26 protein-coding genes are annotated in these 26,653 nt (G+C 71.1%); 7 read left to right on the top strand and 19 right to left on the bottom strand.

Annotation, left to right across the window (positions count from 1 at the left end; genetic code table 11):
* The first annotated feature begins 20 nt into the window (after positions 1-20).
* Positions 21-1,667: a PAS domain S-box protein gene (locus HYZ11_01155; GenBank protein MBI3126196.1), complete on the top strand. Its 1,647-nt coding sequence runs from the start codon at positions 21-23 to the stop codon at positions 1,665-1,667.
* Positions 1,668-1,862: 195 nt separating this feature from the next.
* Here HYZ11_01155 and HYZ11_01150 read toward each other — a convergent pair whose 3' ends face one another.
* From HYZ11_01150 to HYZ11_01100, 11 genes are all read right to left on the bottom strand, one after another.
* Complete coding sequence (locus HYZ11_01150; protein MBI3126195.1) at positions 1,863-2,825, bottom strand: hypothetical protein; 963 nt, start codon at positions 2,823-2,825, stop codon at positions 1,863-1,865.
* The gene (locus HYZ11_01145) at positions 2,822-4,123 is read right to left on the bottom strand and encodes a hypothetical protein (protein MBI3126194.1); all 1,302 of its coding nucleotides are present in this window, start codon (positions 4,121-4,123) and stop codon (positions 2,822-2,824) included. The genes HYZ11_01150 and HYZ11_01145 overlap by 4 nt, the downstream gene beginning before the upstream one ends.
* Positions 4,120-4,584 carry a 3-hydroxyacyl-[acyl-carrier-protein] dehydratase FabZ gene (locus HYZ11_01140; GenBank protein MBI3126193.1) on the bottom strand — a complete coding sequence of 155 codons (465 nt, stop codon included), beginning with the start codon at positions 4,582-4,584 and terminating at the stop codon, positions 4,120-4,122. Before HYZ11_01140 ends, HYZ11_01145 begins: the two co-directional genes overlap by 4 nt.
* 9 nt (positions 4,585-4,593) lie before the next feature.
* Positions 4,594-5,013: a holo-ACP synthase gene (acpS, locus tag HYZ11_01135; protein ID MBI3126192.1), complete on the bottom strand. Its 420-nt coding sequence runs from the start codon at positions 5,011-5,013 to the stop codon at positions 4,594-4,596.
* A 179-nt stretch (positions 5,014-5,192) separates the two neighbouring features.
* Entirely contained in the window at positions 5,193-5,945 is a 753-nt protein-coding gene (locus tag HYZ11_01130; GenBank protein MBI3126191.1) for a 3-oxoacyl-ACP reductase FabG, read from the bottom strand.
* Positions 5,946-7,220 carry a beta-ketoacyl-[acyl-carrier-protein] synthase family protein gene (locus HYZ11_01125; protein MBI3126190.1) on the bottom strand — a complete coding sequence of 425 codons (1,275 nt, stop codon included), beginning with the start codon at positions 7,218-7,220 and terminating at the stop codon, positions 5,946-5,948.
* A complete protein-coding gene (locus HYZ11_01120) occupies positions 7,220-7,681 on the bottom strand; it encodes a hypothetical protein (GenBank protein MBI3126189.1) in 462 nt (153 codons plus the stop codon). The genes HYZ11_01125 and HYZ11_01120 overlap by 1 nt, the downstream gene beginning before the upstream one ends.
* A gap of 9 nt (positions 7,682-7,690) precedes the next feature.
* Complete coding sequence (locus HYZ11_01115) at positions 7,691-9,019, bottom strand: hypothetical protein (GenBank protein ID MBI3126188.1); 1,329 nt, start codon at positions 9,017-9,019, stop codon at positions 7,691-7,693.
* 5 nt (positions 9,020-9,024) lie between these two features.
* Positions 9,025-10,326 (bottom strand): beta-ketoacyl-[acyl-carrier-protein] synthase family protein, encoded by a 1,302-nt coding sequence (locus tag HYZ11_01110; protein ID MBI3126187.1) that lies wholly within the window; start codon positions 10,324-10,326, stop codon positions 9,025-9,027.
* A 27-nt stretch (positions 10,327-10,353) separates the two neighbouring features.
* Complete coding sequence (locus HYZ11_01105) at positions 10,354-10,911, bottom strand: hypothetical protein (GenBank protein ID MBI3126186.1); 558 nt, start codon at positions 10,909-10,911, stop codon at positions 10,354-10,356.
* Positions 10,912-11,285: 374 nt separating this feature from the next.
* Positions 11,286-12,065, bottom strand: a complete 780-nt coding sequence (locus HYZ11_01100; GenBank protein MBI3126185.1) for an SDR family oxidoreductase — start codon at positions 12,063-12,065, stop codon at positions 11,286-11,288.
* 349 nt (positions 12,066-12,414) lie between these two features.
* Here HYZ11_01100 and HYZ11_01095 point away from each other — a divergent pair, with 349 nt between their 5' ends.
* On the top strand, positions 12,415-13,302 hold the full coding sequence (locus HYZ11_01095; GenBank protein MBI3126184.1) for a PAC2 family protein: 888 nt from the start codon (positions 12,415-12,417) through the stop codon (positions 13,300-13,302).
* A 161-nt stretch (positions 13,303-13,463) separates the two neighbouring features.
* On the opposite strand, the gene HYZ11_01090 is transcribed toward HYZ11_01095, so the two are convergent.
* Positions 13,464-14,072, bottom strand: a complete 609-nt coding sequence (locus HYZ11_01090; protein ID MBI3126183.1) for a response regulator — start codon at positions 14,070-14,072, stop codon at positions 13,464-13,466.
* Positions 14,073-14,297: 225 nt separating this feature from the next.
* On the opposite strand from HYZ11_01090, the gene HYZ11_01085 reads away from it, so the two are divergent.
* Together HYZ11_01085 and HYZ11_01080 are read left to right on the top strand one after the other, a co-directional pair.
* Positions 14,298-14,747: a D-tyrosyl-tRNA(Tyr) deacylase gene (locus HYZ11_01085; protein MBI3126182.1), complete on the top strand. Its 450-nt coding sequence runs from the start codon at positions 14,298-14,300 to the stop codon at positions 14,745-14,747.
* Between the two features lie 244 nt (positions 14,748-14,991).
* Positions 14,992-15,846, top strand: coding sequence for a TIGR02757 family protein (locus HYZ11_01080; protein ID MBI3126181.1), 855 nt, complete (start codon positions 14,992-14,994; stop codon positions 15,844-15,846).
* 60 nt (positions 15,847-15,906) lie between these two features.
* On the opposite strand, the gene HYZ11_01075 is transcribed toward HYZ11_01080, so the two are convergent.
* From HYZ11_01075 to HYZ11_01060, 4 genes are read right to left on the bottom strand one after another with little or no spacing between them, the layout of a single operon-like run.
* Entirely contained in the window at positions 15,907-16,470 is a 564-nt protein-coding gene (locus tag HYZ11_01075; GenBank protein ID MBI3126180.1) for a transposase, read from the bottom strand.
* Positions 16,471-16,480: 10 nt separating this feature from the next.
* Complete coding sequence (locus HYZ11_01070; protein MBI3126179.1) at positions 16,481-17,266, bottom strand: methyltransferase domain-containing protein; 786 nt, start codon at positions 17,264-17,266, stop codon at positions 16,481-16,483.
* Positions 17,267-17,293: 27 nt separating this feature from the next.
* On the bottom strand, positions 17,294-18,091 hold the full coding sequence (locus tag HYZ11_01065; protein ID MBI3126178.1) for a methyltransferase domain-containing protein: 798 nt from the start codon (positions 18,089-18,091) through the stop codon (positions 17,294-17,296).
* A 30-nt stretch (positions 18,092-18,121) separates the two neighbouring features.
* The gene (locus HYZ11_01060) at positions 18,122-19,915 is read right to left on the bottom strand and encodes an adenylate/guanylate cyclase domain-containing protein (GenBank protein ID MBI3126177.1); all 1,794 of its coding nucleotides are present in this window, start codon (positions 19,913-19,915) and stop codon (positions 18,122-18,124) included.
* 204 nt (positions 19,916-20,119) lie between these two features.
* Between HYZ11_01060 and HYZ11_01055 the strand changes: the two genes are divergently transcribed.
* From HYZ11_01055 to HYZ11_01045, 3 genes are read left to right on the top strand one after another with little or no spacing between them, the layout of a single operon-like run.
* Positions 20,120-21,034, top strand: coding sequence for an NAD(+)/NADH kinase (locus tag HYZ11_01055; protein ID MBI3126176.1), 915 nt, complete (start codon positions 20,120-20,122; stop codon positions 21,032-21,034).
* Between the two features lie 7 nt (positions 21,035-21,041).
* Positions 21,042-22,772 (top strand): DNA repair protein RecN, encoded by a 1,731-nt coding sequence (recN, locus tag HYZ11_01050; GenBank protein ID MBI3126175.1) that lies wholly within the window; start codon positions 21,042-21,044, stop codon positions 22,770-22,772.
* 56 nt (positions 22,773-22,828) lie between these two features.
* Complete coding sequence (locus HYZ11_01045) at positions 22,829-23,227, top strand: hypothetical protein (GenBank protein MBI3126174.1); 399 nt, start codon at positions 22,829-22,831, stop codon at positions 23,225-23,227.
* Between the two features lie 476 nt (positions 23,228-23,703).
* On the opposite strand, the gene HYZ11_01040 is transcribed toward HYZ11_01045, so the two are convergent.
* The 3 genes from HYZ11_01040 to HYZ11_01030 are packed head-to-tail and all read right to left on the bottom strand — an operon-like array spanning position 23,704 to position 26,562.
* Complete coding sequence (locus HYZ11_01040) at positions 23,704-24,954, bottom strand: GNAT family N-acetyltransferase/peptidase C39 family protein (GenBank protein MBI3126173.1); 1,251 nt, start codon at positions 24,952-24,954, stop codon at positions 23,704-23,706.
* Between the two features lies 1 nt (position 24,955).
* Positions 24,956-25,840, bottom strand: coding sequence for a RimK family alpha-L-glutamate ligase (locus HYZ11_01035; protein ID MBI3126172.1), 885 nt, complete (start codon positions 25,838-25,840; stop codon positions 24,956-24,958).
* Positions 25,828-26,562, bottom strand: a complete 735-nt coding sequence (locus tag HYZ11_01030; GenBank protein MBI3126171.1) for a RimK-like ATPgrasp N-terminal domain-containing protein — start codon at positions 26,560-26,562, stop codon at positions 25,828-25,830. The genes HYZ11_01035 and HYZ11_01030 overlap by 13 nt, the downstream gene beginning before the upstream one ends.
* Between the last annotated feature and the right edge of the window lie 91 nt (positions 26,563-26,653).

Genomic DNA, 26,653 nt, shown 5'->3' with positions numbered 1-26,653 from the left:
CTCTCCGGAGGATAGCCCGGATGGCGGCCATCGCGGCCGCCGTGGTCGCCCTCAGCTTCCCCTCGGTCTACTTCCTGGCCGCGTACACCTTCCTGTCCGGATCCATGGAAAAAGAAGCCCAGGTCGACGCCTACATGCTCTCGCAGCGGATCGGCCACAGCCCCCAGATGTGGCGGTACGAGAGTTACCGGCTGACCGAGATGTTCGAAAACATGATCGGCCGGGACGCCGAGGGAGCGCGCCGCGTGTTCGATTCCGCGAACAGGCTCGTCGTCCAGCACGGAGAGGACGTCCCGCCTCCATCCCTGACGGTCAAGGAGAAGATATTCGAGTCGGGCCGCGACGCCGGGCGGATCGAGATCAGCCAGTCGCTTCGCGGGATCATCGCGCGAACCGGCTTTTTCGCGCTGCTCGGCGCCTTGCTCGGCGTCCTCATCCATGCCGGGTTCCGCCTGCTGCCCCTCCGCCTCCTGAACCGGGCCTGGGAAGACTTGACCCGGTCGAGGATGTTCGTCCAGAGCATCCTCGACAACGCGGCGGACGCGATCATCTCCCTGGACGAGAGCCTGCGGATCGTGCGGTTCAACAAGCCGGCGGAAGAAATGTTCGGCTATTCCGAGGCGGCGGCGGCCGGGAGGCCCATCGGCATGCTGTTGCCCCAGGAATCGCCGGCGATCTTCGGCGCCGATCCGGCGCAGGCCTTGGCGAAAGAGTATGCGCTTCGGGGGACGGGAGAACGGATCGAATCGGTCGGGCGCTCCGAGGACGGCAAGGGGTTCCCCGTCGAGGTTTCGTTTTCGAGTTACCTGACGGACGGCAAATTGACCTTCACCGTCATGATCCGGGACATCACGGCGCGCAAGCGGTTGGAGGTGGAGCGGCAGCTGTATATCAAGCGCCTGAGGGACGCGCTGGAGAAGCTCCAGAAAAGCCAGGAAATGATCGTCCGGGCCGAGAAGCTTTCCTCCTTGGGCACCCTCGCGGCGGGCGCCGCCCACGAGATACTGAACCCGGCGAACATCATCGGGCTCCACGCCCAGCGGATGCAGTGGGAGAACCCCGACGAGAGCCCCGCCCGCAAAACGGCGGATGTGATCGTCCGGAACGTAGCGCGAATCACCCGCATCTGCGAGAACCTCCGCCGCTTCTCCCGGGACAATCCGGTGCACATCGAGCCCGTCAACCTGGACAAGGTGGTCGCGGATTCCCTTGAGGCCTTCAGCCACGAGTTCCGCCTCCTGAGCATCCAGGCCGAGGTGGAACTGGGGGGAGAGAATCATCTCGTGAAGGGCGACCGGAACCAGCTCCAGCAGGTGCTCGTCAACATCATCAAGAACGCCGTGGACGCCATGCCGGGGGGAGGCAGGCTGTCGGTCGGCTTGAGGGAGGTGCCGGAGGATCAAGACCGCTGGTGGGAGATTCGCGTGGGGGATACCGGGAAAGGGATACCGCCGGATGTCCTGGCCAGGATTTTCGACCCCTTCTTCACCACCAAGCCCGAGGACAAGGGAACCGGGCTGGGGCTTTCCGTCTCCCACGGGATCATCGAGAGCCACGGCGGGAAAATCTGGGCCGAAAGCGACCCCGGCGGAGGGGCCGCTTTCTTCATCCGCCTTCCCGCCCTCGCGGGCGAGCCGACAAACAACAAGGACAGGAATGCCGCCTAGGCGCAAAGCCCGCCGCGGAGCCCATCCGCAGGGGCGGCCGGCCGCCCCTGCGACCCCGACCTGATGATCCGCAGGGGCGAACCTCGTGTTCGCCCCATTCCGTTGCCGGGGCGATGACCCGCCTTCGCGAAGCCCGCTTCAGCGGGCGAAGGAAGGCAAGCATCGCCCCTACGGCACCATCACCTCCGGCCCCGCCTATCTACCTCTCAACAATTTCCAGCGGTCGTGCATCCAGAGGTACTGCCCCGGCGCCCGGCGGATGAAGTCCTCCATCTGCGCGTTGAGGGCGGCCGTCAGCCGGGCGACCTCGGCCAGGGAATCCGCCTCCCGCCCGGGCCATAGGGGCTCCCCCAGGAGGCCCCAGTGCCCCCGCCCGTCCTCCCGGCGCAGGCAGGCCGCCAGCACGATGGGCCGGCCGAAATGCACGGCCAGCGACGCCGGCGCGGTGGTGGTGCTCGCCGGGCGGCCGAAGAAGGGCGCGTCCATCCCCCGCGCGCCCGCGTGCTGATCCGCGAGGATGCCCACCGACCGGCCCCGGCGCAGGGCCGTCCGCAGGTGAAAGAAGGCGTCGCGCTTGGAGAGTATCTCCTGGCCCGAGCCGGCGCGCATCCCGAAGAGGTACTTCTCGAGCCGCGCGTTGTCGAGCGGCCGCACCACGATGACGAGCGGGATTCCCGCGAGGGCGGCCGCGTGGAGGAGGAACTCCCAGTTGCCCAGGTGGGGGGCCACGAAGATGCAGCCGCCCGCCTCCTCGTGCAGGGCGCGCACCCGCGCGAGCAGGGCGTCCGCGCCCTCCACGCTGCGGCGGGTGTACTCCCGCGCCTTCGCCGCGTCGAAGCGGTAGAGGAGCTTCACCCCCTCCAGCCCCGTCAGGACGAACGAGCGGCAGCTCGCCCGCGCCACCCGGGTGCGCTCCGCCTCGGGCATCCCGGGGAAGGCGATGCGCAGGTTGAGGCGCGCCACGCGCCTGCGGCGGGGGGCGAGCCAGAAGATGCCCTCCCCGGCAGCCGCCGCGAGGGCGCGGCAGGCCCAGTACGGGAGCGCGCGCACGAGCCCCACGGCGGAGAAGGCCAGGGCGAACTCGGCCCACTGCCGGAGGGGCCCCTTGTCCTTGCTGCGGCGGCGCTTCTTGGGCGCGGGGGAGAGGGCGGCGCTCACGGGAGGGCGACGACGAGGGCCGAGGCCTGGCCGCCCAGCCCCAGGCTCAGGGAGAGGAAGGCGGCGCCCTTCACGGAGCGCGGGGCCGAAGGGATGTCCAGCCCCTCCAGCCCGGGGTCCGCCCGCTCGAAGCCGGGGGTGGGGGGGAGAGACCCCTCCTCCAGGGCCTTGAGGCCGAAGAGAATCTCCCCCAGATCGCTCGCGGCCCCCATGTGGCCGGTGTAGGGCTTGAGGCCCGAGAGGGGGAGGGAGGCGCCCTCCGCCTCGAAGAACGACTTCAGGGCCGCGAGCTCCGCCGCGTCGCCGCCCGGAGTCCCGCTCCCGTGGGGGAGGACGAACGCCATCTCCCCCGCCCCGAGCCCGCTCTCGGCGAGCGCCACCCGGCACGCCTTCCCCGCCGCCTCGCGCGGGGCGGCCAGGCTGCGCTCCGGGGAGAGCTCCTGGAAGTTCCCCGTCCCCAGGATACGGCCCAGGGGCCTGGCGCCGCGCGCGCGGGCAATCTCCGCCGGCTCGAGCACCAGGGCGGCGGCTCCCTCCGCCGGGAAGAAACCGTCCCGCCTCCGGTCGAAGGGGCGGAAGGAGGCCGCGCCGTCGCGCGCCTGGGAGAGGATGCCCAGCCCCTCCAGCTCGAAGAGGATGATCGGGTTCGACCAGGAGCCGCACCCCACGGCGATGCCGAGGTCGGCCTCCCCCATGCGGAGGACGCGCTCGCAGCACTCGAGAGCCTGGCTCCCGGTGGCCGAGAGACTCGAGAAGCTCCCGTTCGGGCCCATCATCTCGTACTGCGCGGTGAGGTAGCTGAAGATGTTGTTGGTGAGCCCCTCGAGGAGGAAGAAGGGGTTGACCTGGTGGAGGACGGCCTCGTTCAGGGCGCCGGCCTCGGGTGCCTTCCAATCCGGGCCCGCCGTTTGCCGCAGGGCGGAATAGAACTCCAGGCTGCCCAGCCGGGTGAAGTCCCCGGCGCCGACGTAGAGCGACTTGCGCTCGGGCGGGAGGGCGGCCGGGTCTGCTCCGGATCGGGCCAGCGCCTCCCTCACGGCGTGCAGGCCGAGGATGGAGCTCCGGTTCAGGAACTTCCGCTGGCTGGCGAGCTTGGGGGACCCCTCGGGGGGCTCCTCGAAGCCTGCGATCTCGCCCCGGTAGAGGAACCGCTCCGGGAAGGAGGAGCCCTCCGGCCGGGGGTGGCGCGCGATTCCGGTGCGCCCCTCGCGGACGCCCCGCCAGGACGCCTCCAGGCTCCCCCCCAGGGGGCTGACCATGCCCGCCCCGGTGATCCAGACCTCCCGGCCTTCCCTCACTGCATGGCTTCCGCGATGGGGGCCTCGCGCCGCAGGACGCGGAAGAGGGCCCGCTGCTCCCCGGGATCCTCGTAGTCCGCCAGCCGGACGGGGCGCGCCGCGAACTCCACGGCGGCCCGGCGCTGGCCCTCCACCTGGGCCGTGCCCTTGAAGAGGCGCAGCCCGTCCTCTTCCCCCGCCGCCTCGACGCGCAGCGCCACCTGATCCCCCGGCAGGGCGAAGCCGTAGTACTTCACGCTCCGGATGCGCTCCAGCAGGAGCCAGCCCTCGAAGCCCGTGCCCGCGCCCTCGAGCCAGCCGGCGAGCTGGGCCAGCGCCTCGAGCAGGAGGGAGCCCGGCATGACCGGGAAGCGCGGGAAGTGGTACTCGAAGACGTCCTCGCTCAGGGTGACGTTCTTCACCCCGGCCATGAAGCGGCCCGCCTCCCACTCCGTGATGCGGTCCACCAGGAGATAGCGCACGAAGCCTCCTCAGATTTCCTCTTCGTCCGGGACGTCTTCCCCGACCAGGATCACGCTCGCCACCGCCACCTCGCGCGTGTGGCTGATGGAGACGGTGGACTGGGTGATCCTGCGGCGCCGACCCATCTTCTCGACCGAGCCGTGCAGCCGGAGGAGGGGCCTGCCCGAGGGGGAGGACTCCACCTCCACCTCCCGCAGCCGGCCCAGCGCGCCCAGCCCGCCCGGCGCCCCCAGCCCCACCCCGAAGGCCTTGAGGCAGGCCTCCTTCACCGCGAAGCGCGCGGCGAGGTGCGGAAAGGGGTCCGCCTGGGCCAGGCAGTAGGTGCGCTCGGCCTCGGTGAAGACGCTCTCGCGGAAGCCCTGGGTGCGCTCCCAGGCCTCCCTCACGCGGCCCACCTCGGCCAGGTCCACGCCCTGATAGATGCGCATGTCGATCTCCGGGGACTCAGCCGGTGCGCCGCCTCACGCCTTTGCTTTTCCCCCTCCCTCCGGGAGGTCGGGCCCGCATGGGCCCGAGGGGGGAGGGGACGATCATCGGGCCGCAAGTCACTCCCCCACCCAAGCCCTCCCCCGGAGGGGGAGGGAAATTCCAAGCATTCTCCCCGGGCTCAGCCCGTGAGCAGCCCGCCGTCCACGGCGATGGCCTGGCCGTTGATGTAGTCCGAGGCGGGCGAGGCCAGGAAGACGATGAGCCGGGCCACGTCCTCGGGCTCCCCGAAGCGCCCCGCCGGGATGCGGGCCATGATCTGCTCCCCCGCGTGCTTGCGCACCTTCTCGCTCATGCCGGTCACGATCATGCCGGGGAGCACGGCGTTGAACTGGATGCCCCGGCCCCCCATCTCGGCCGCGCAGGCCCGGGTGAAGGCGACGAGTCCGGCCTTGGCCGCGGCGTAGTTCGTCTGCCCGCGCCCGCCCTGGACGGCCACCACCGAGGAGATGCTGATCACCTTCCCGGCCCGCTTGCGCATCATGATCTCGGCCGCGAGGCGGGTGCAGTGGTAGGCCCCGTTCAGGCTCACGCCGAGCACCTTGCTCCACTGATCGGGCTTCATGGTGAGGAGCAGGGTGTCGTGGATGACGCCCGCGTTGTTCACCAGGATGTCCAGGGTGCCGAAGGCCTCCTTCACCTTGGCGAACATGGCCTGGGTCTCCTCGAGGGAGGAGACGTCCGCGCCGATGGCCACGGCCCGCCCGCCCTTGGCCTCGATGGCCGCCTTCACCTCCTGGGCCGCCTCGGCCGAGCGGCTGTAGTTCACCGCCACCGCAGCCCCCGCCTCGGCCAGGGCGAGGCAGCAGGCCCGCCCGATCCCCCTTCCGCCTCCGGTGACCAGGGCCACCTTCCCGCTCAGGTCGAGCCGCATTCAGGCCGCCTTTCTCACGACGAGGGCCGCGTTCTGCCCGCCGAAGCCGAACGAGTTGGAGATCGCGGCCGCGACCGGCATCTCGCGCGCGCCCCCGGGGACGCAGTCGAGGTCGCACTTGGGATCGGGATTCTCCAGGTTCCGCGTCGGATGCACAACGCCACGCTGGACGCTCAGCACGGTGAAGATGAGCTCGGGCCCGCCGCAGGCCGCGATCAGGTGCCCGATGAGGGACTTGGTGGAGCTCACCGCCAGCCTCTTCGCCGCATCCCCGAACACCTCCTTGATGGCCAGGGTCTCGGCCGGGTCGTTGAGCCTGGTCCCCGTGCCGTGGGCGTTCACGTAGGCGATCTCCCCGGGGGCTGCCCCCGCGTCCCGGAGCGCCCCCGCCATGGCGCGCGCCGCCCCCCCTCCCCGGGGGTCGGGGGCCGTCACCTGATAGGCGTCCATGCTGGCCCCATAGCCGCAAAGGAGCGCATGGGGCTCGGCCCCCCGGCGGGCGGCGTGTTCTTCCGATTCGAGCACCACCACCCCCGCCCCCTCCCCCACCACGAGGCCCGAGCGCCTCCGGTCGAAGGGCCGGCAGACGGATTCGGGCGGCCCCGCCGCCGTCGAGGCCGCGCCCAGGAGGAGGAAGATGGCCATCCCGAGCGGGTGGATCATCGAGTCCGCCCCGCCGCAGAGCACCACGTCCGCCTCGCCCCGCCGGATCATCCGCATCCCCAGCCCCACCGCCTGGGCGGCCGCCGCGCAGGCCGAGGTGAGGGTCGCGGCGGGCCCCGCCAACCCCAGGAAGCGGGCGATGAGGGAAGTGGCCCGCTCGGGCGGGTTCTTGAAGTAGCCTCCCGGGTGGGCCCGCGCCGCCTCGCGCGCGAAGCGCGGCCAGTCCGCTTTCCCTTCGGGTGCCGCGCAGGCGGCGAAATCCTCCATGCGGTAGGTGCCGAGGCCGGTGCCCATCACCACCCCGGCGCGGAGGGGATCGATCTCCCCAGGCGCCAGGCCCGCCCCGGCGAAGGCGCTCTGGGCCGCGTCCAGGGCGAAGAGCACCCGGCGCTCGCCCTCCCCGGAGAATTCCTCGGGCAGGCGGGCGCGCAGGGCGGCCATCTCCTCCGCGGAAACCTCCCCCGCCCCGGAGACCGGGAGGCCCGAGGCGTCGAAGGAGCGGATGGACCGGACGCCCGACTCGCCCGCGAGGGCGCGCTTCCACGCGGTTTCGATGTCCGCGCCGAGCGGGGTCACGAGCCCCATCCCCGTCACCGCCACCGGGCGCGCCATCAGCGAACCTCCCCCGCGGGAAGGCCCTCCAGCCAGCCGTAGGCGCGGAAGTGCCGCTCCATCTCCCCCGGGTTGGCCGTGGGGAAATGGGGGAAGATGAGCCGCTCGGCGCTCGCGATCACCCCGCCATTCTCCTCGATGCGCGCCTGGGCGAGGGTGGCGCGCGTGTTCGTGTCCACAATCTCGCCCACCACCTCGACCGCCGCGCCCGGGCGGAGATCGGGCGTGAGCCGCACGTTCTCGGCGAGCGAGATGACGCACGAGACCTCGAAGCCGTAGGAGTAGAGGACGAACCAGCCCGCCGCCTGGCACATGGTCTCGAGAAGAAGGGCGGCGGGCACGCGCGGCGCCCGCGTGAAGTGGCCGTTCAGGAAAGGCTCGGAGAGGGGGAAGGTCTTCACGGCGCGGATGCGCTTCCCGCGCTCGGCCTCCAGCACCCGGTCGAAGAAGAGGAAGCGCATCGAACGCCCCTACGAAAAATCCGCCGACCATTCGTCCGTAGGGGCGAGGCATGCCTCGCCCCTACAAACATTCCTCGCCCGAAAAGGCGGGTCTACCCCCCCCGCCGCGACCAGCGCCCCGCAGGCGCCGTCCCGCCCCAGGCCCAGGACCAGGGCATGGCCCAGGCCCTCGGCCCGCTCGGGCGTTCCGGGAAAGCGCAGCACCCCGTCCGCGAGGCTCCCGCGCCGGGGGCTGGGGGGCACCCGCCCCTCCCTGAGGCAGCGCAGCGCGAGCAGGAAGTCCACCGCCGGGGCGCCCCCCAGAAGGTGGCCCAACGCGCCCTTGGTGGCAAGGGCGAGGGGGCGGCGGCCCCCGAAAAGGCCCGAGAGCGCCTCTGCCTCCGCCGCCTCGGCCCGGGCCTCTCCCGCGCCGTCCGGGATCACGAGGCCTATCTCCCCGGGCCCGATCCCCGCCGAGGCCAGCGCCGCCCCGGCCGCCGCCCGGATGGCCCCGGGCAAGCTCACCCGGTTCTCAATCGCGCGGGCGCTGCCCCAGCCGGCCAGATACCCGAGGGCGGGCCTGTCCCCGCCTCGGTCCGGCAATTCCAGAATCAACCCCGCCGCGCCCTCCCCGAGGAGGGCGCCCGGCCCCCCCGCGAAGGGGCGGCCCGCCCCGAGCCCCGCGCCGGGGGGGAGGAGGCCCCGCTCCCGGTGGCGGGCCACGGCCCGGGCCGAAACCACCGTGCTCACCCCGGCCGCGAGGGCGGCCCGCGCCCGGCCCTCGCGCACGGCGCAGGCGGCCTCCGCGACCGCCTGGACGCCCGCCTCGGGTCCGGGGGCGAAGGTGGCGTTCTCCCCCTTCAGCCCGAGCTGGATGGCCGCCTGGCAGTGGGCGATGTTGTTGAGCATGGCCAGCGGCCAGAGCGGATGGATGGCCGCTTGGCCCTGGGCGAAGAAGCGCGCGGGGCTGAAGCCCCCCTCCTCCAGCGAGGCGAGGGCGGCGGGCTCGAGGTCTCCCTCCGCGGGATCCACCGAGTCCAGCGCCGCGAAGAAGCCCGTCTCGGCGCCCCGGAGGGACCCGCCGGCGCGCTCCGCCCCGGCGAGGGCGTCAGCGGCGCAGGCCAGGAGCATGTGGGTGTGGCGGCCCATGAGCCGGGCCGCGCGGAGGTCCGCCCCGAGGGCGGCCGGATCGAGGCGGGGGGCGCGCGCCGTGGCGATGGGGGCGAAGCCCGCGAGCTGGGGGTCCAGATCCAGGACGGGGAAGGCGCGGCCCTCCATCAGGGCCTTCCACAGGGCGTCCAGCCCGCGCCCGGCGGCGCTGACGGCACCCGCGCCGGTGACGGCCAGGGGGGTCGGCATCCCGCTCAGCCGTCCTCGAAGCGGCCCAGGCAGAGGCAGGCGTTCTGGCCGCCGAAGCCGAAGCTGTTGGAGAGGGCGAGGCGGTGGGCGGCGGGGCGGGTCTCGTTCGGCACGTAGTCGAGGTCGCACTTGGGGTCGCGGTTCTCGTAGTTGATGGTGGGGAGGATCTCCGAGCGGCGCATCCCCTCCAGCGTGAGGATGGCCTCGATGGCCCCCGCCGCGCCGATGGTGTGCCCGAGCATGGACTTGTTCGAGCTGATCGGGACGCGCCGGGCGTGCTCGCCGAAGACTTCCTTGATGGCCAGGGTCTCGGTCAAGTCGTTCTTGGGGGTGGAGGTGCCGTGGGCGTTGATGTACTCGATCCGGGCGGGCTCGACTCCCGCGTCGGCGAGCGCGCGGCGCATGGCGAGCACGGCCCCCATGCCCTTCGGGTGCATGTCGGTGATGCGGAAGGCGTCGGCGGAGTCGCCGTAGCCCAGCACCTCGCCCAGGATGGGCGCCCGCCGGGCCCGGGCGTGATCCAGCTCCTCGAGCACGAGTGCCCCCGCCCCCTCGCTCATGACGAAGCCGTTGCGCTTGCGGTCGAAGGGGCGCGAGGCCTTCTCGGGGCTCTCGTACTTCTCGACCAGGGCGGTCAGGAGGACGAAGCCCACGAAGCCCACGAAGGAGAGCGCCGACTCGCAGCCGCCCGCCACCATGGCGTCGGCCTTGCCGTCCCGGATGAGCCGCACCGCCTCCCCCGCCGCCTGGGCGCCCGCCGCGCAGGCCGAGCAGATGGAGGCCGTGGGCCCCTGGCAGTCGAGGGAGACCGCGAGGACGGAGGTCGCCACGTCCACCTTGCGGCGGTAGAAGGCGAGGAAGTCGTAGCCCCCCGCCCCGGCGAGGCTCTCGTAGTCCCAGGCGCCGTCCCAGGCCTTCCCGCTCGCGGGCCGCCAGTGGGGGAAGATCCGCATCAGATCCCCCACGCCCGGGTGCTCGCCGTGGGAGCCGAGCGTCACGCCGATCCGGGAGCGGTCCCCGATCTCGCCCAGGCGGGCCGCGGCTGCGGCCTCGGCCGCCGCGAGGCGCATCATCCTGACGCCCCGGGTGGAGAACTTGTCGAGCCGGCGGGAGGGGTCCGGCCGCCCGTCGAGCCAGGCGTCCTCGACCTCGCCTCCGATCTGGCAGGGCAGGCGGGCGGGGTCGAAGTTCCGCAGCGGGCGGATGCCGGAGCGGCCCTCGCGCGCGGCGGCGAAGGTGGAGGCCACGTCGGGCCCGAGCGGAGTGACCGCGCCGTAGCCCGTCACCACCACGCGCTTCCTCGGCATCTGCATCTCCCGGGCGCGGCGGCGGGGCTAGAAGAGCTGCTTCTCTTCCTGGAGGGACTTGAGCCAGCGCTGGACGATCTCGTCCCCGCTCGGCAGGGCGGCGGGCGTCCCCGTCTTCGAGCAGACGATGCGGGTGCCGTCCTTGACCGTCCAGTCCGCCCCGGCGGGGCTCTTCTCGGGCAGGCAGTCGAGGATGTCGCGGATGGCCTTGGTCAGGGTGCGGGGGGTGACGAGGGCCGGGAGCTCGTCCACCGGGGTGCCGGGCTCGAGGCCCTCCGCCTTCTCGCCCACGCGGAGCTTGAGGATCTCGACGCCCTTCTCCGTCACCTCGTTGTCCGGGTTGATGACCGTCCCCTCGCCGAAGAGCTCCTCGGCGTGCTCGAGGACGAAGTTGCGGGCCATCTTGATCCCGAAGACCTGCTCCAGCCGGAAGTTCACGTCCAGGAAGTCGAGGGAGAGGACGCCCAGGTCCTGCACCAGGGAGCTGTCCGGCGTGATGGCCGCCTTCTCCACCCCCGTGGTGTGGGCGATGGCTTCCTTCACTTCCTCGAGAATCCGCTCTTCGCCGATCAAATTCTGTGCCATGGACGCTCCTCAACTTCTTGATTCCGGAAGGCTCCCGCCTTCGCCGCCGCTTCAGGCCTGTCCGAGCCAGCCGCCGTATTAAACCGGGGCCTTCCCCGGAACGCAACCGGGGGGAAGGATGCCGCCGGCAGCCGCGCAATCCGAACACGGCGCCCGCTTGGGAATGCCGGCTTTTTCCCTCTCCCCTTGGGAGAGGGTGGGGCATCCAAGCGGCTTGCCGCTTGGATGCCCGGGTGAGGGAGAAGCCGCCGTTCCTTCCCTCACCCCCATCCCCTCTCCCGGAGGGAGAGGGGGGCGGAACGCGCCTCCGGAGGCCTTCTTGGGTCCGTAAGGGCGACTACAACGAACCGGCCCCGCCAAAGATTCCCCTTCTCTCATCCCCCCTCGGGCGGGCGCAGGAGGCGGTTGCTCATCCCCCGGTCGGCCACCAGGGTCTGCCCCCGGAAGACGGCGCCCATGGGCCCGGCCAGGAACCAGACCACCTCAGCCACCTCCTCGGGGGTGACGAAGAGCCGCTCCGGGAGGCTCTCCAGCTCGGGCTGGATCATCCGCAGAGTCTTGAAGGAGTCCGTCTTCACCAGCCCGGCGCACACCGCGCAGACGGAGATCCCCTTCTCCCCAAAGCTCTCCGCCCAGTGGCGCACCGCCGCCTCCATCGCGGCCTTCATGGCGCCCAGGGGATAGTCGGGATTGTAGAAGCGGCTCCCCAGGCTCGACACGAACACGACCGAGCCCCCTTGCCGGGCGAGGAGCGGGAGCGCCGCCTGCATGCAGAAGACGTTGCCCAGGAAGTTCGTCTCGACGAGCTGGCGCAGGTCGCGCTCGAGGAGCTTCTCCCAGGGCTTGAAGGGGGCGCGCGCCGCGTTCAGCACCAGCACGTCGAGCCGGCCGAACTCCCGCCCGGCGCGCGCGACCATCGAGAGGACGGCGTTCTTATCCGAGATGTCGGCGGGGGCCGCCACGGCGCGCACGCCCAGCTCCCCGGCCTCCCGGCACACCCCGGCCGCCAGCTCCGCCGAGCGGCCCCTGGCCTCCCGGTGGTTGATGACGAGATCGGCGCCGGCGCGCGCGAGGCGCCGGGCCACGGCCGCCCCGATGCCCCGCGAGCCGCCCGTGACGAGGGCCACCTTGCCGCGAAAGTGATCGTCCGGCATCGCTTGGGAACCACCGGGCGAGGGGGCCGGGGGCGAAAGGCCGGAGGCCCCGTGGGACGGAGGGAGCGGCCCGGGCCGGCGCCGCTCTGGACGGGAACGGCGTCTATATAGCCCATCCGGGCGGCTTCATCAAACGGGGCCGCTCCGGAAGGCAGCCTGCGGAATCCGCCATCTCAATACGTAGGGGCGAGGCATGCCTCGCCCCTACGGACCGAGACGAAGAATGAGAAGATGAATGGCGGTGAATTATTCTCCCCGATCCTTTCCTTGAACCTCCCCCGGGCGGGACGGTACAATATGCGATCCCTGCGCTGCGGCGCGAGCCCGCTTTTTCCCGAGGACAGGCGCCATGGACCACCTGCACATCGAGGAAGTCCCGCCCCTGCGGAGCCCCACCCTCCTGATGGCCTTCGCCGGCTGGAACGACGCCAGCAGCGCCGCGACCACGGCGGCGAGCTTCATCGCCCAGGAGGTCGGGGGGCGGCGCTTCGCCCACATCGAGTCGGATATCTTCTACAACTTCCAGGACATGCGCCCCCTCGTCACCCTGGACGAGCGGGGGATGCGCAAGATCACCTGGCCCTCGAACGCCTTCTACGCCTGCCGCACCCCCAACCTCGACCACGACCTGGTGGTCTTCCTGGGGGTGGAGCCGCACCTGCAGTGGAAGCGCTTCTCCGGCCTCGTCCTCGACATGGCGCGCCGCCTGAACGTGCGCATCGTGGTGACGCTGGGGGCGCTCCTGGCGGACGTGTACCACGGCGCCAGCGTGCGCATCACGGGCTCCTCGACCAACCCGGAGCTGCGCGAGCGGCTGGGGCTGCGGCCCTCCCGCTACGAGGGCCCGACCGGAATCGTCGGCATCCTGAACAGCCTGTTCAAGGACGAGAACCTGCCCGCCGTCAGCGTCTGGGCGAACACCCCGCACTACGTGAACGTCTCGCCCAACCCCAAGGCGGCGCTGGCCCTGATCGAGCGGATGTCGGACTTCCTCTCCATCGCCTTCGACGTGTCGGGCCTGGTGGCGGGGACGCGGGAGTTCGAGGAGAAGGTGGACCAGGCCCTCGCCTCGAACCAGGCGGTGCGGGACTACGTCGAGCAGCTAAGGCTGCGGAGCGGGGACGAGGAGGAGCCGGGCGATCTCCCGTCGGGCGAGGACCTGGCCCGGGAGCTGGAGAAGTACCTGCGCGAGCGCCGGCGCGGCGAGGGCGGGGAGAAGCCGGGGGAGAAGGGCTAGGTGGGAATTTCCCGTATGTGGTTCAGTTGACCCGATTCCCGCGCAGAGAGGAGCCTCTCAGCCGGGTGATGAAACCCTCTCCCTCCGGGAGAGGGAGAGCGGCGGCGTGCCCTTTGGCGGTTGAGCGCCGTGTGCCTAAACCGCATGTTTGATTTCCACGGCTAAGCCCCCGGCGGACGGCGCGCCCGCACCACCTCGTGCACCAGCTCCTTGAGCGCCACGGTGTCGATGGGCTTCTGGACGAAGTGGGTCACGCCGAGCTGGAGGAGGCGGTTGCGGAGCTCGGTTTCGCCGGTGCCCAGGAGGGCGATGATCGAGGCGCCGCCCGCGGCGTGGCCCTGCCGGATGCGGCGGCACATCTCGGCCCCGTCCGCTCCCGGGAGCGCCACGTCGAGGATCACCACGTCGGGCCGCTCGCCCGCGTAGAGGAGCCCGGCCTGGAAGGCGTCCTGGGCCACGTGGATCTCGCAGGAGGCGTCCTCCCCCCGCAGGACATCGCGGATGAGGCTGCTCGCCTCCTCCTCCCCCCCGATCAGGAGGACCTTGGGGGGCCCGCCCCCGCGCCCGGTCAGCCGGTGGGGCATGTTCCGCGACTCGAGGAAGGAGATGAGGTCCTCCCGGCGCACCCGGCGGTGGCCCCCGGCCGTCCGGTAGGCGACGAGCCACCCCTTGTCGATCCAGTTCTGGATGGTGACCGGGGTGACGTCGCAGATGTGGGCCACCTCGAACGTGGTGAACGCCTTTTTCGTCAGCAGTTTGTCTTCTTCCACCGCCTCACCTTCGGCAATGCCCGGGACCAGCGCGGAGGGCCGGTTCCCCTCTGGGAAAGGGAACACCTCAAATAATCAAAGTAATTCTAGATCATTTTTGCGGCGACCACAATATGCCCACGCGGGCCCCTGGCGGCGGCCGCGCGGGGACCGGGGCTTCAAACCTTTGATATATTTGGACCTGGTGTCGGGACGGCCAAGTTCCGCGGGCCGGAAAGGCGGATGATGCGCGCGGTGGTGCAGCGGGTCGGGCGGTGCCGGGTCCGGGTGGAAGGAGAAACCGTCGGGGAAATCGGCCCGGGCCTCCTCGTCCTGCTCGGGGTGGGCCAGGAGGATGGGGAGGAAGACGCCCGCGCCCTGGCCGGGAAGAGCGTGAACCTGCGCATCTTCCCGGACGAAGAGGGCAAGCTGAACCTCTCCCTGCTCGAATCCGGGGGCGCCATGCTGGTGGTCAGCCAGTTCACCCTCCTGGGAGACTGCCGCAAGGGCCGGCGGCCCTCCTTCGCCTCGGCCGCCCCGGCCCCGCTGGCCGAGCGCCTCTACGAGCGCTTCATCGAGGAGGCCGCCCGCCTCGGCGCCCCCACCGCCTCGGGCCGGTTCGGCGCCCTGATGGAGGTCGAGCTGGTGAACGACGGCCCCGTCACCCTCCTCCTCGATTCCCGGGGGGCCTTCTGATGCTCGCGCCCCGCCGTGCCGCCTCCACCTCCGGAGGGATGGTGACTGAACCTCCCTCCCCCTCCGGGGGAGGGCCGGGGTGGGGGAAAATCCGCCGGTGGTTTTCCCTCCCCCTGCCCCCTCCCGGCGGGAGGGGGAAAGGCCAAAGACGCGGGGCATATCGCAATGCGCCCCCGCCCCGGAGAACCCCCTGATGCTCGCGCCCCGCCACGTCCCCTTCCTCCGGGCCAGGCTGGGCGGCCTCATGCGGGCCTACGGCCCCGCCTTCCTGGACTCGGACCCCCTGGGGCTCGTCCACCCCTACCCGGATGACGCGGACCGCGAGGTGGCCGCCTTCTTCGCCGCCTCCCTCGCCTTCGGGAAGGCGGCCGCCATCCGGGGGAGCCTCGCCCGCATCCTGGGCCGGCTGGGAGAGCATCCCGCCGGGGCGCTGCACGCCTTCGACTACGGCCGCGACGCCGGTCTCTTCCGGGGCCTCCGCCACCGCTGGGCGGGAGAAGCCTCCCTCGCCGCCCTCGCGCATCTCACGGGGGCGGCGCTGCGCGAGGCGGGCTCGCTGGGGGTCCTCTTCATGCAAGGCTACGACCCCGCCGCCCCGGACCTCCTGGGCGCCCTCGCCGCCTTCCGCCGGAGCCTCCTCGCCCTGGGGGCCTCCCTGCCGAAGCACGTTCTCCGCGAGACCGCCTGCCTCCTCCCCGACCCCGAGGGCCCGAGCGCCTGCAAGCGGCTCCACCTGTTTCTCCGCTGGATGGTGCGCCCCGCCGACGGCCTGGACCTCGGGCTCTGGAAGGGCCCCCGGCCGGACCAGCTCCTCATCCCCCTCGACACCCACCTCGCACGCATCGGGCGCCTGCTGGGCCTCACCGACCGCCGCACCCCGGGCCGCCTCATGGCGGAAGAAGTGACGGCCTCGCTCCGCCTCCTCGACCCGGCCGATCCGGTGCGCTACGACTTTGCCCTCTCGCGCCTGGGCATCCTGGGCCGCTGCCCCAGCCGCCGCGACGCGCGCCTGTGCGCCGGCTGCCCCCTCCAGGACTCGTGCCGCTACTGGCGCAGGGTGCCGAGGGCGAGAAAGGCGGCGCTCATGGGGGCGGGGTAGGAAAGAGGAACAAAGGGGGTTGAGCGCCAATGTCTGTAGGGGCGGGTTTCAAACCCGCCCCTACGTACCAACCTGTTTGTTCCTCTTCACATTCCCAGGGTAATTCTCGTCCTCCGCCCATTTCAGGGGATTGTGCAGGACGTATTCCCGCGCGGGGTTCAATTCGTCCTCGCCGCGGATGATGTGCTCGTAATAGTTCCGTTGCCAGAGAGGATGGCCCGGCGTCTGACGGAGGAGGTTGATACGGCGGGTGGAAAATGCCTTGAAGGCCCGCACGATTTCGGACAACGGATGACGGCGCATCGGCTTCATGTCTGTAGGAGCGGATTTGAAATCCGCCCCTACGTACGAACCCTTGCCGATAACCAAAATCCCGTGCACGTGATTCGGCATCACGACGAACGCATCCAATCCCGCGCGCGGGTAATGCCGGGGCAGGTCGTTCCAGGCGGACTCCACCACCCGCCCCGCCTCGTTCAAGGCCACCCGCCCGCTCCTCACCTCCCCGAACGCACATTCCCGCCCGTGGGCGCACACCGTCACGAAATACGCCCCGCGCGAGGCGTAATCCCACCCCTTCAAACGCACCGACCGGCGGCGGTGGATGCCGGGGTTGAATTTCATGGCACCCGTCTCAACCGGGGACCTTGCCCCGCGCCGCCCAGGCCCGCCCCCCGAGCGCGAATGGGCCATCTTCCCCGCCCGGCAGAAACCGTTTCCAGAGCGCTTCGCGGAGCGCCTCCCGGCCCTCGGGAACCAGGGCCTTCACGTAAGCGCCCATTGGGGTAGCGCCTTGAAGGAAAGGGAGCCAGTAATCGTCAAAGGAGGCGAAGTCCATTTGAATCCCGAGGCCCGTCTCCTCCACGTCCTGAAGGCCCGCCGCATCCCACAACCTAGAGAACTGACCCCTGCGGAAGAGACGGGAATCGCCTCTCTTCTTCAGGGCGGGGTCCAGCTTGCCCGCCTCGTCCCAAAAAGCACTCGTCAATTCAAATCCTCCCTCGCCGTCCCAGGTGCAGGCCGCCACCGTGCCGCCCGGTCGCGTCACCCGGTGCATCTCTTCTGCCGCTTGTTCTCCCTCAGGAATAAACTGGAACACGAGCAGGGACAGTGTCTGATCGAAGGACGCGTCGGGGTAGGGAAGGTTCAGCGCGTCGCCGACGTCGAAGGCGGCGCGCGGGTCGGCGCACCGCTCGCGGGCGTAGGCGATGAAGGGCTCCGACGGGTCGACGCCCACGACCTCCGAGAGGGGGGCGGCGTCCAGCACCGCGCGGCAGAGCGCCCCGGTGCCGCACCCCACATCGAGCACCCGCCCCCCGTCGCGGACCCCCGCGAATTCCATGAACACGGGCGCAAGCCGGTCGCTCCAGCGGCCCATGAGGCTCTCGTAGGCTTCGGATTTCGAGAACATGTCCGCCATGTGATGCCTCCTCCGCCGCCCCGGCCCTCAGCCGGGCACCGTGCCCCGCGCCGCCCAGGCCCGGGCCCGGAGGGTGAAGGGGCCGTCGGGGCCGCCCCCGAGAAACCGCGCACGGAGCGCCCCCCGGAGCGCATCCCGGGCCTCGGGGGACAAGCCCTTCGCATAGGTGCCAATCGGCCCCACCTCCCGCTGGAGGGGAAGCCAGTAGTCGCCGAAGGAGGCGAATTCCATCCGCATCCCGATGGCCGTCTCCTCCACGCCTTCCAGGCCGATGCCCTTCCATAACGCGCCGAGCTCGCCCCGGCGGTTGTAGCGCAGGGTTTTGTCCGCCCGGCGCGCCTCGGCGGCCGGGTCCAGCCGGACCGCCTCCTCCCAGAACGTGCTCGCCAGCTCCATCTTCCCATCGCCGCTGTCCCAGGTGCAGGCCGCCACCGCGCCTCCCGGGCGCGTGACGCGGCGCATCTCGCCCGCCGCCCTCTCCCCCTGGGGGATGAACATGAACACGAGCAGGGAGAGGGATTGGTCGAAGGAATCGTCCGGATAAGAAAGGTTCAGCGCATCGCCGAGGTCATATGTGATGCGTGGGTCCGTGCACTGCGCGCGGGCGTGCTCGATGAAAGCTTGCGCCGGATCGACGCCCACGACCTCCGAGCGGGGGGCGGCCTCCGCCGCCGCCCGGCAGAGCGCCCCCGTGCCGCAGCCCACATCCAGCAGCCGGCCGCCGTCATGAATCCCGGCGAAGTCGAGGAAGAGAGGCGCGAGCTTGGCGCTCCAGCGGCCCATGTAGCCGTCGTACGCGGCGGCGTTCGAGAACATCCCGGCCATGCGATGTCCCTCAAGCGCAATTTCCCGGCGCTACGCCTCCGGCATCCCGGCCTTGCGCAGGCCGGCGATGTGGCGCTCCTCGAGCTGGGACAGAAAAGTTTCGTTCAGAGAGAGGGCGCAGAGGGGACGGTACAGGGCTATCGTGTCGTAGAGGGGCATGAACCTGCGTCCTTCATCCAGGGCTTTTCTCGCCTCCTCTTCCTCGCCGAGCCACGCCTGGGCGGAGGCCAACAGGAAATATGAGTTGGGATATTTTGGGTTGGCGGCAATCGCCCGCTTCGCCCACGCGACCGCCTCCTTGTCCTCGCCAATCAGGTGCTTCGCATACCCCATGTTCCAGCACCAGACCGCCCAAAAAGGATCGCGGGGACTGAGGCGCATCGCTTTCTCAAACCACGAGAAAGACTCGCCCGCCCGTCCCAGTAGGGTCAGGCTGAATCCCACCCCTCGGTAGGCGGGCGCGTAGTTCCGGTTGATCTCGATGGCCGTTTCAAACGCAGGGAGCGCCTTCTCCCCCTGGCCCGATAATAGGAGGGGCAATCCCAACACGTAGTGGGCTTCGGCACTCTTCGGGTCCAGGGAGATCGCTTTCTCCCCCGCCTCGACCGCGCGCTTCTGAAGCTCGGCCCGGGGCTCGGGCAGCCAGCCGAATTGGGCCGCCCGGATGTACATAAACGACCTGCAAGTCCACGCTCGGGCGGAATCCGGGTCCAGACGGAGAGCCTCCTCAAGATATTTTTGGGCGGCATGGTTCGACTCCGGGCTCATCGGCTTGGTGCACAGCTCCGCCCAGCCGCGCAGGGCGTAATCCTCGGCGTCGAGGTTCTCCGGCCTCCCCTTCTGGGCCCGGTGGCTCTCCGCCTCAAGGACCTGTAGGTTCAGGGCCCGGGCGATCCGGCCCGTCACCTCGTCCTGGAGCGCGAAGATGTCCCCTACCTCGCGGTCGAAGCGCTCGGCCCAGATGTGGCTGCCCGTCTCAGCGTCAATCAACTGGACGTTCACGCGCACCTGATCCCCCGCCCGGCGCACGCTGCCCTCCAGCACGTAGCGGACGCCGAGCTCGGCGGCGGCCTGCTTCGCGTCCACCGCCTTGCCCTTGTAGGCGAAGGAGGTGCTGCGGGAGATGACGAAGGCCCCCGAGATGCGGGAGAGGTCGGTGATCAAATCCTCGGTGATCCCGTCCGAGAAGTAGTCCTGGTCTGGATTCCCCGAGAGGTTCTGAAGGGGCAGGACGAAGATGGAGAAGCGCGGCGGCTCGTCCCGCCTGGCGCCTTCCGCGGATTTTTCAACGCCCGCGCCGTCACCCATTCGCATCCGGTATGCCCGCACCGGACGGGCGATGTTCTTGACCGCCTGCTCGCCCATGAACTCCCACTTGAGATCGAGCTTGCTCTCCACCTGCTCGAAGACCGTGCCCGAGACGCAGACGCCGCCCCCCTCGGCCAGGCCCTCCAGCCGGGCGGCGATGTTCACCCCGTCGCCGTAGATGCGATCGCCGTCGGCGATCACGTCCCCCAGGTTGATCCCGATCCGGAACTCCATCCGCCGGCTGGAGGGAAGCTCGGCGTTCGCCTCCCGCAAGCGCTCTTGAATCTCCACGGCGCACTTCACGGCCTCGACCACGCTGGGGAACTCCACCAGCATGTTGTCCCCGGGGGAGTCCACCACCCTGCCGCCAAATGCTTTGATGATCGAGAAATTGGTGCTCCGCAGAGCGGTCAAGGTGTGGACCGTCGCCTCCTCGTCATCCCCCATGAGGCGGCTGTAGCCCTTCACGTCGGCACTGAAGATGGCGGACAGCCTGCGCGGAAGCTTTTCTTCCATGGCAGGGGGTACCCCTTGCAGCCGAAGCGGCGTCCGATTTGGAGATGAAACCGATTATACTGCAAGAGCAGTGGAAGGGGGGCCAAGCATGTCGGCGGGGGAAGATTCGCATTGTTTCCGCTTCGGCGTCTCCCGCGCCTTGCGGCCCCCGGGTGGCCTTGGGATACTTCCCCGTCAGCGCCCGTCCCCGACAGGAGCCCCGCCTTGCCCCAGCCCTTCCGCCGCATCGCCCTGGCCGCCGGGCCCTTCGCGAAGAAGGCCTCGCCCGACCTCGCGGGGGCGGCCGCCTGGCTGCGGAAGCGGGGCTTCGAGCTGGCCCTCGACCGGACGGCGGCGGAGCTGGCGGGCGAGCCCGGGGACCTCCCGACCGAGAAGGTGATCGCGGGGGCCGACCTCCTCATCGTGTTCGGGGGGGACGGCTCCATGCTCCGCACGGCCCACCACCTCCGCGACGGCGGCCCGGCCATGCTCGGGGTGAACACGGGCCACCTGGGCTTCATGGCGGACGTGCCCCTGAGCGAGCTCCTGCCCGCGCTCGAGCGCATCCTGCTGGAGGGCAAGTTCGCCATCGAGTCCAGGATGCGGCTCAGGCCCTGCGCGCTCAGGGACGGGAAGCGCATCCCCCTCGACGACGTGCTGAACGACGTGGTGCTCACCTCGGGGCCGCTGGCCCGGATGGTGGAGTTCACCGTCCGGGTGAATGGCCGCCACCTCGGCAACTTCCGGGGGGACGGCTTGATCCTCGCCACCCCGACGGGCTCGACCGCCTACTCCCTCTCGGCCGGGGGCCCCCTCGTCGTGCCCGAGATGGAGGTGATCCTCATCAACCCCATCTGCCCCCACACCCTGAGCCACCGGCCCATCGTGGTCGGGGGGGACGCCCGGGTCGAGGTGCGGCTCTTCCGCGACCCCGAGGCCGAGCACCGCCACACCCTCTTGACCCTGGACGGCCTCCCGGGCGTGGAGCTCCAGCCGGACGACCGCCTCGAGGTGGTCAAGAGCCCGGACCCGGTGCGCCTCGTCCGGCCCGAGGGGGCGGACTTCTTCCAGGTGCTCCGGGACAAGCTCGTCTGGGAGACCCACCCCCGCGGCGGGGACTCGCGCGGGGGCCGCGCCTGAGGTAGGGATGCTCCGCCTCCTGCGGATCGCCAACTTCGCCATCATCGACGCGCTCGAAGTCGAGTTCGGGCCCGGCCTGAACGCCCTGACGGGGGAGACCGGGGCGGGCAAGTCCATCATCTTCGAGGCCCTGAACCTCACCCTCGGGGGCCGGGCGGGGGCCGAGACCGTCCGCGCGGGGGCCGGGGAGGCGGTGGTCGAGACCCTCTTCGACCTCCCGGACACCCCGGGCGGCCGCGCCGCCCAGAAAATCCTCGAGGAAGCGGGGGTCGAGGTGGGCCCCGAGCGGGAGCTCATCGTGCGCCGCCGGGTCGCCCCCGCCGGGCGCAGCCGCATCTACCTGAACGGCGCCCTCGGCACCGCGGCCACCCTCGCCGCCGTGGGGGAGCGCCTGGTGAACATCCACGGCCAGCACGCCCACCAGACCCTGCTGCGGCCCTCCGCCCACCTCGGGCTGCTGGATGAGTTCGCGGGGCTGGGGGAGGAACTCTCGAAACTCGGCGAAACGGTGCGGGCGCTGCGCGAGACGGAGCGCGCGCTCGCCGAGCGCGACCGGGGCGCCCGGGAGCGGGCCCAGCGGGCGGACCTCCTGCGTTTCCAGGTGGAGGAGCTGGAATCCGCCCGCCTCGCGCCCGGCGAGATGGAGGCGATCGAGGCCGAGCTCCCCCGGCTGCGCAACGCGGAGCGCCTGGGGACCCTCGCCGGGGAGCTCCACCAGCGGCTCTACGAGGCGGAGGGCTCGGTCTTCGAGCGCCTGGGGGAGATCCAAAGGGGGCTGGGGCGCCTCGCCGAGCTGGACCCCGGCCGGGCCAAGTGGCAAGAGGACACGGCCTCCCTCCTCGCCCAGGTGGAATCCCTCTCGGAGGGGCTCCGGGCCTACGCCGGGGGGGCCGAGGGCGACCCGGCGCGCCTCGAGGCGCTCGAGGCCCGGCGGGGGCTCCTCCGGGAGCTGCGCCGCAAGTACGGGGCGGACGAGGCCGAGTGCCTCGGCTTCCTCGCCCGGGCGAAAGACGAGCTGGCCTCGCTCTCGGACGAAGCGGGCGGGGAGCGCCTCCTCGCCGGGCGGGACCGGCTCCGGGCCGAGGCGGGCGGGCTGGCCCGGCACGTCTCCGAGGCGCGCCGCAAGGCGGCCAGGACCCTCGACAAGCGCATGGGCGCGGGCCTGGCCGAGCTGGGCCTCCCGGGCGCGGTCTTCCAAACGAACCTCGCGCACGCGGAAGACCCGGAGAGCTTCCTGGAGATCGGGGGCCGGAGGGTGCGCCTGCGCGCGGACGGGGCCGACGAGGGCGAGTTCTTCTTCTCCCCCAACCCCGGGGAGCCCCCCCGGCCCCTGGCGCGGGTGGCCTCGGGCGGGGAGCTCTCCCGCCTCATGCTGGCGCTCGAGTCGGTGCTGCGGCGCGGAGACCTCATCCCCACCCTCATCTTCGACGAGGTGGACGCGGGCATCGGGGGGGCGGTGGCCGAGGTGGTGGGCCGCAAGCTCCTGGAGGTCTCCCGCGATCACCAGGTGCTCGTCATCACCCACCTGGCCCAGGTGGCGAGCCTCGCGGACCGGCACTTCGGCATCGAGAAGCACGTCGCCAAGGGGCGCACCACGGCCTCCATCCGGCCCCTCGACGGCGAGGCGCGCGTCGAGGAGATCGCCCGCATGGGGGCCGGCCTCGAGATCACCCGGGCCGCCCGCCAGCACGCCAAGGAGATGCTCCGCGGGGCCAAGAAGCCCGCGAGGCGGGGGTGAGGGAATTCCCCGGCCGGAGCGGCTCCGGCGGGTTCACACCAGCGAAGGAGGCGTCGATGTCCCTGGAGGAGCGCGTGGCACGGATGGAGCGGCAGAACCGGTGGTTCAAGCGCATGGGCGCCTTGATGGTCCTCCTCGCCGCCTCCTTCTTCCTGAGCGGGGCCGTCGCCCAAGGCCCGAGGCGGATCGTGGCCGAGGAGATCTACCTCGTGAATGCCGCGGGAAAGGAGCGCGCCGCCCTGCTCGTGACCAAGGAGGGCTCCGTGGGGCTCTTCCTGCGCGACGCCGCGGGCAAGTTCCGCAGCGTCTACAGCCTCGGGAACACGGGGGCGGCCCACATCGACTTCCGCGACAAGAACGGGAACGTCCGCATGGCCGTGGGCATCACCGCGGCGGATTCCCCGCGCATCAACATCGTGGGCACCAACGGGAAGGTGACGAACACCTTCCGGTAGGGAGGCCGGGGGAGCGCCCCTCCATTCTGCGCCGCCTCTTTGCAGGGAAGACCGCATGGCCGCGGACCTCCGCGCGAAATTCCTGGGCGCCATGGTGGGGACCGCCACCCGGCCTGTAGGGGCGTATTGCAATACGCCCCTACGAACCAACCGGCACCTCCTCCATCCTCAATGGATTCGGATTCCCCCAAAAAATCCCTCCCATCCATGACCGTGCGCGAAATTGCCGCGATTTGCGGTAAATGGATTTTCTCCCGCAGGGCCTAGATTGCCAGAGGCGGGCGAGCCGCGCCCGCGCGGAGGGAGGTGTCGGGAATGGAGAGAAAGGGCGGCGGCGGGGCTCCGGCGGCGGGAAAGTTCCGGATAGTCGCCGTTAATACCGGGTAGTTCCCCAATAAAAGCGGAAGGCGAATTGGCGCCGGTGATCGTGCGGGCGGGTGAGGGTTTCAGGCTCTTTCAGGGGTATTCAGGGATGTTCAGGGATATTCAGGCTTATTTTTACGCGCGCGGGGGGCGGGGCGGATGAGGACGGCGCTGCGGAGGGAGTCCTTGCCCCAGCGCGTCATCCGCTCGAACTCCCCGGCGCTCACCCGGAGGTGGCGGGCCCGCCGGGGGTGGGGCCGGTAGTGGCGTTCGTAGGGGTCGTGCAGGTAGATGTTCCGCCCGTCGAAGCCGGTGACCACCACCCAGTGCGGCACCCTGAAGCCGTGGAGCCGGTGGGCGCTGACGAGGACGATGGGCACGGCGCCCCCGCGCAGCGCCCGGGCGATGTCGGCGGAGCCAAAGCCGCGGTAGCGGACGGCCGTCCCCAGGGATTCCGCCTCGGCCTTCATCTGCCGGTGGACGAGGCGCACCACCTCCTTCTTGTCCTCGGTGCGGACCGAGCCGAGGAAGGGAACGCCCCGGCCCGGGACGAGCACCTCGGCCCGGTAACCCCGGCGCCCGGCGGCCACGGCGAGGCCGAAGGGCTCGCAGCCGCCCAGGCCGGCCGTCATGAAGACGGTGGTGGCCTCCTTCCAGAGGACGAGCTCCAGGGTGCGGTCGAGGCGGAGCTTGGGGTCGAAGTGCCGCATGGCCATCATCAGGCAGGCGGGGCCGCAGGTGAAGCCGAGGGTCTGGGCGTAGTAGGGCAGGTCGAGCCGGGGGCCGTCCCCTCCGGCTCCGGCCGGGGCGCCCGGCTTACCGGAACTCGCACCCGCCTTCGGGCCTCCGCGCGCCGCGGCGCCGCGGCGCGCGGGGGCGGCCGCTTCGGCGGAGGAGGACGGGCCCAGGTCCTTGGCCATGCGCAGGCCGGCCTCGCCGCCGGGGTAGTAGCCGGGCAGGGTCTCGACGGCGCGGTAGCCGCGCCGCTCGTAGAAGGCGATGGCCCGGCGGTTGCTCTGGCGCACCTCGAGCCGCATCTGGGCGCAGCCCTTCTCCGCGGCGGCGCGCTCGCAGGCTTCGAGGAGGAGGCTCCCCGCCCCCTTGCCCTGGAAGGCGGGGTCGGCGGCGATGGTATAGAGGCGGGCCGAGGGGGAGCCCCGCCGCCAGAGGACGACGGCCGAGCCCACGGGGCGCTTGGCCCCTTGGGTGGACTCGGCGAGGAAGGCGGCGGCGTTGCCGGCCAGGAGGCGGCGGAGCTGGGCCCGGCTGAAGGCGTCCTCCGGGCGGAAGCCGGCCCTCTCCAGGCGCTCGAGGGCGTCCAGGTCCCCGGGGCCCGCGGGCCGCACCGAGAATTTCGGGGCCATCCTAGCCCCACTCCCGGGCCAGGTAGCGGACGATGCGCTCGTAGAGGCCGGGCGCCTTCTGGTCCTCCTCGCCGGCCGCGATGGTGGGGTTGTCGTTCACCTCGATGACGAAGTATTCGTCCCCCACCTGCTTGAGGTCCACGCCGTAGAGGCCCTTGCCGATGGCGGCGGCGGCCCGCAGGGCGGTGTCCACGAGGAGGGGGTTCGCCTGGGCGACCGGAAGCCCCCGCACCTCGCCGAAGACCGCCCGGCCCGAGGGCATGTAGGTGAGCACCTTCCAGCGCCGCTTGGGGATCATGTAGCGGCAGACGTAGAGGGGCTCCCCGGCCAGCACCCCCACCCGCCAGTCGTACTCGGAGGCGACGAAGCGCTGGGCCACGAGGCGGTCGGCCCGCCGGAGGAAGCGCTTGCCCACGCGGACGAACTGCCCGGGGGTCTCCACCTTGTCCACGAAGCGGGAGAAGCTCGAGTTGGGCGCCTTGAGGACGGCGGGGGAGCCGAGCCGGGCGAGCACCTCGGCGGCGGACTCGAGGTTCACGTCGGGCGCGTCCAGGAAGACGGTGTCCGGCATGGCGACGCCCGCCGCCTGGACGCGGCGGTACATGTTCACCTTGTCGCAGCAGACGAGGATGGACCCGGGGTCGTCGATCACCCTCAGGCCGTGCATCTCGGCGAGGCGGGCGGCGACGAAGGAGGCGTTCAGCGGGTCTGTCAGGGCGCGGATGAAGAGGGCGTCGTATTCCGGGATCTTGTACATGTCCGACCGGAAGAGGACGTCCAGCCGGTGGCCCAGGCGCTCGGCGGCGTGCCCCAGGCGGAGGAGGGCCCCCATCTCCTCGGATTTCTGCACCGTGTAGCGCTCGATGAAGACGCCTATCCGGGCCATTGCACCCGCCGGTTGAGCCGGGCCCGCTCCCGGGGGGTGAGCTTCTTCCAGGGGAGCGGGTCCACCCCGCTCAGGAGGATCTCGCCCCCCGGCGCGAGGATGACCCGGACCTCGGCGAGGGGCAGCCGGAAGGCCTCCCAGAACCGGCGGGCCGCCTCGCGGAAGCGGCCGGCGCCGCACTCGCCCATCACGCAGCGGAAGTAGGCCACCTTCGCCCTCTCGGGCAGCTCCTGGCAGCAGATGGCGTAGGTGAAGTTCCGGGTGAGGGACTTGGCCACCCGCCGCTGCATCCCCTCCTTCAGCACCACCATCTGGCGGTACATGAAGGGGTTGATGGTGTCCACGATGACGGGAGGTTCGAAGAAATCGTTGGTGACGTAGTAGTTGGGGACGGGGAGCCCGGCCAGCCGGGCCTTCTCCAGGAAGAGGGGGGGGACGTATGCGTCGAGCATCTCCTGGCAGGTCGGGTGGACGGGGCGGCCCTCGGCCTCGATGTCCTGGGAGACGTAGTAGGCGGCCTCGATGTAGTTGTAGTCGCCCGCCAGGTTCACGAAGAAGCCGCCCTCCGGGCAGTAGGCGACGTTCCCGGCCAGCCGCTCCTCCCCCCAGGTGGCGAGGCGGGGGAAGGACCCGTTCAAGTCCTCTTTCTCGCCGATGAACCGGATGATGAGCCCGTCCTCCAGGGCAGTTCGCTTTCCCGGCGCCGCCGGGACTCCCGGCATCCTACCAAACTTTGGGGCGGGGCCAAGCGGAAATCGGCGAAAAAGGGGGGCCCCGGAGGGCCTTCGCCCTCCGAAGGGCTTCGATTCCCCG

Source organism: Candidatus Tectomicrobia bacterium, assembly GCA_016192135.1.
Taxonomy (GTDB): domain Bacteria; phylum UBA8248; class UBA8248; order UBA8248; family UBA8248; genus 2-12-FULL-69-37.
The sequence above is the reverse complement of the archived record's forward strand: the minus strand, read 5'-3'. Positions and strand labels throughout refer to the sequence as shown.

Coding starts and splice junctions, on each gene's coding strand:
- HYZ11_01155 (MBI3126196.1), top strand. CDS start 21: ATGGCGGCCATCGCGGCCGCCGTGGTCGCCCTCAGCTTCCCCTCGGTC.
- acpS (MBI3126192.1), bottom strand. CDS start 5,013: ATGCGCATCTATCAGGGCGTGGACCTGGCCGAGGTGGGCCGCGTGAGG.
- HYZ11_01130 (MBI3126191.1), bottom strand. CDS start 5,945: ATGCGGCTCGACCTGAGCGGGAAGGTGGCCCTGGTCACCGGAGGCGGA.
- HYZ11_01125 (MBI3126190.1), bottom strand. CDS start 7,220: ATGGCGCGCCCGGTGGCGGTGACGGGGATGGGGCTCGTGACCCCGCTC.
- HYZ11_01120 (MBI3126189.1), bottom strand. CDS start 7,681: ATGCGCTTCCTCTTCTTCGACCGGGTGCTGGAGGCCGAGCGCGGGAAG.
- HYZ11_01115 (MBI3126188.1), bottom strand. CDS start 9,019: ATGCCGACCCCCCTGGCCGTCACCGGCGCGGGTGCCGTCAGCGCCGCC.
- HYZ11_01110 (MBI3126187.1), bottom strand. CDS start 10,326: ATGCCGAGGAAGCGCGTGGTGGTGACGGGCTACGGCGCGGTCACTCCG.
- HYZ11_01105 (MBI3126186.1), bottom strand. CDS start 10,911: ATGGCACAGAATTTGATCGGCGAAGAGCGGATTCTCGAGGAAGTGAAG.
- HYZ11_01100 (MBI3126185.1), bottom strand. CDS start 12,065: ATGCCGGACGATCACTTTCGCGGCAAGGTGGCCCTCGTCACGGGCGGC.
- HYZ11_01095 (MBI3126184.1), top strand. CDS start 12,415: ATGGACCACCTGCACATCGAGGAAGTCCCGCCCCTGCGGAGCCCCACC.
- HYZ11_01085 (MBI3126182.1), top strand. CDS start 14,298: ATGCGCGCGGTGGTGCAGCGGGTCGGGCGGTGCCGGGTCCGGGTGGAA.
- HYZ11_01080 (MBI3126181.1), top strand. CDS start 14,992: ATGCGGGCCTACGGCCCCGCCTTCCTGGACTCGGACCCCCTGGGGCTC.
- HYZ11_01075 (MBI3126180.1), bottom strand. CDS start 16,470: ATGAAATTCAACCCCGGCATCCACCGCCGCCGGTCGGTGCGTTTGAAG.
- HYZ11_01070 (MBI3126179.1), bottom strand. CDS start 17,266: ATGGCGGACATGTTCTCGAAATCCGAAGCCTACGAGAGCCTCATGGGC.
- HYZ11_01065 (MBI3126178.1), bottom strand. CDS start 18,091: ATGGCCGGGATGTTCTCGAACGCCGCCGCGTACGACGGCTACATGGGC.
- HYZ11_01060 (MBI3126177.1), bottom strand. CDS start 19,915: ATGGAAGAAAAGCTTCCGCGCAGGCTGTCCGCCATCTTCAGTGCCGAC.
- recN (MBI3126175.1), top strand. CDS start 21,042: ATGCTCCGCCTCCTGCGGATCGCCAACTTCGCCATCATCGACGCGCTC.
- HYZ11_01045 (MBI3126174.1), top strand. CDS start 22,829: ATGTCCCTGGAGGAGCGCGTGGCACGGATGGAGCGGCAGAACCGGTGG.
- HYZ11_01040 (MBI3126173.1), bottom strand. CDS start 24,954: ATGGCCCCGAAATTCTCGGTGCGGCCCGCGGGCCCCGGGGACCTGGAC.
- HYZ11_01035 (MBI3126172.1), bottom strand. CDS start 25,840: ATGGCCCGGATAGGCGTCTTCATCGAGCGCTACACGGTGCAGAAATCC.
- HYZ11_01030 (MBI3126171.1), bottom strand. CDS start 26,562: ATGCCGGGAGTCCCGGCGGCGCCGGGAAAGCGAACTGCCCTGGAGGAC.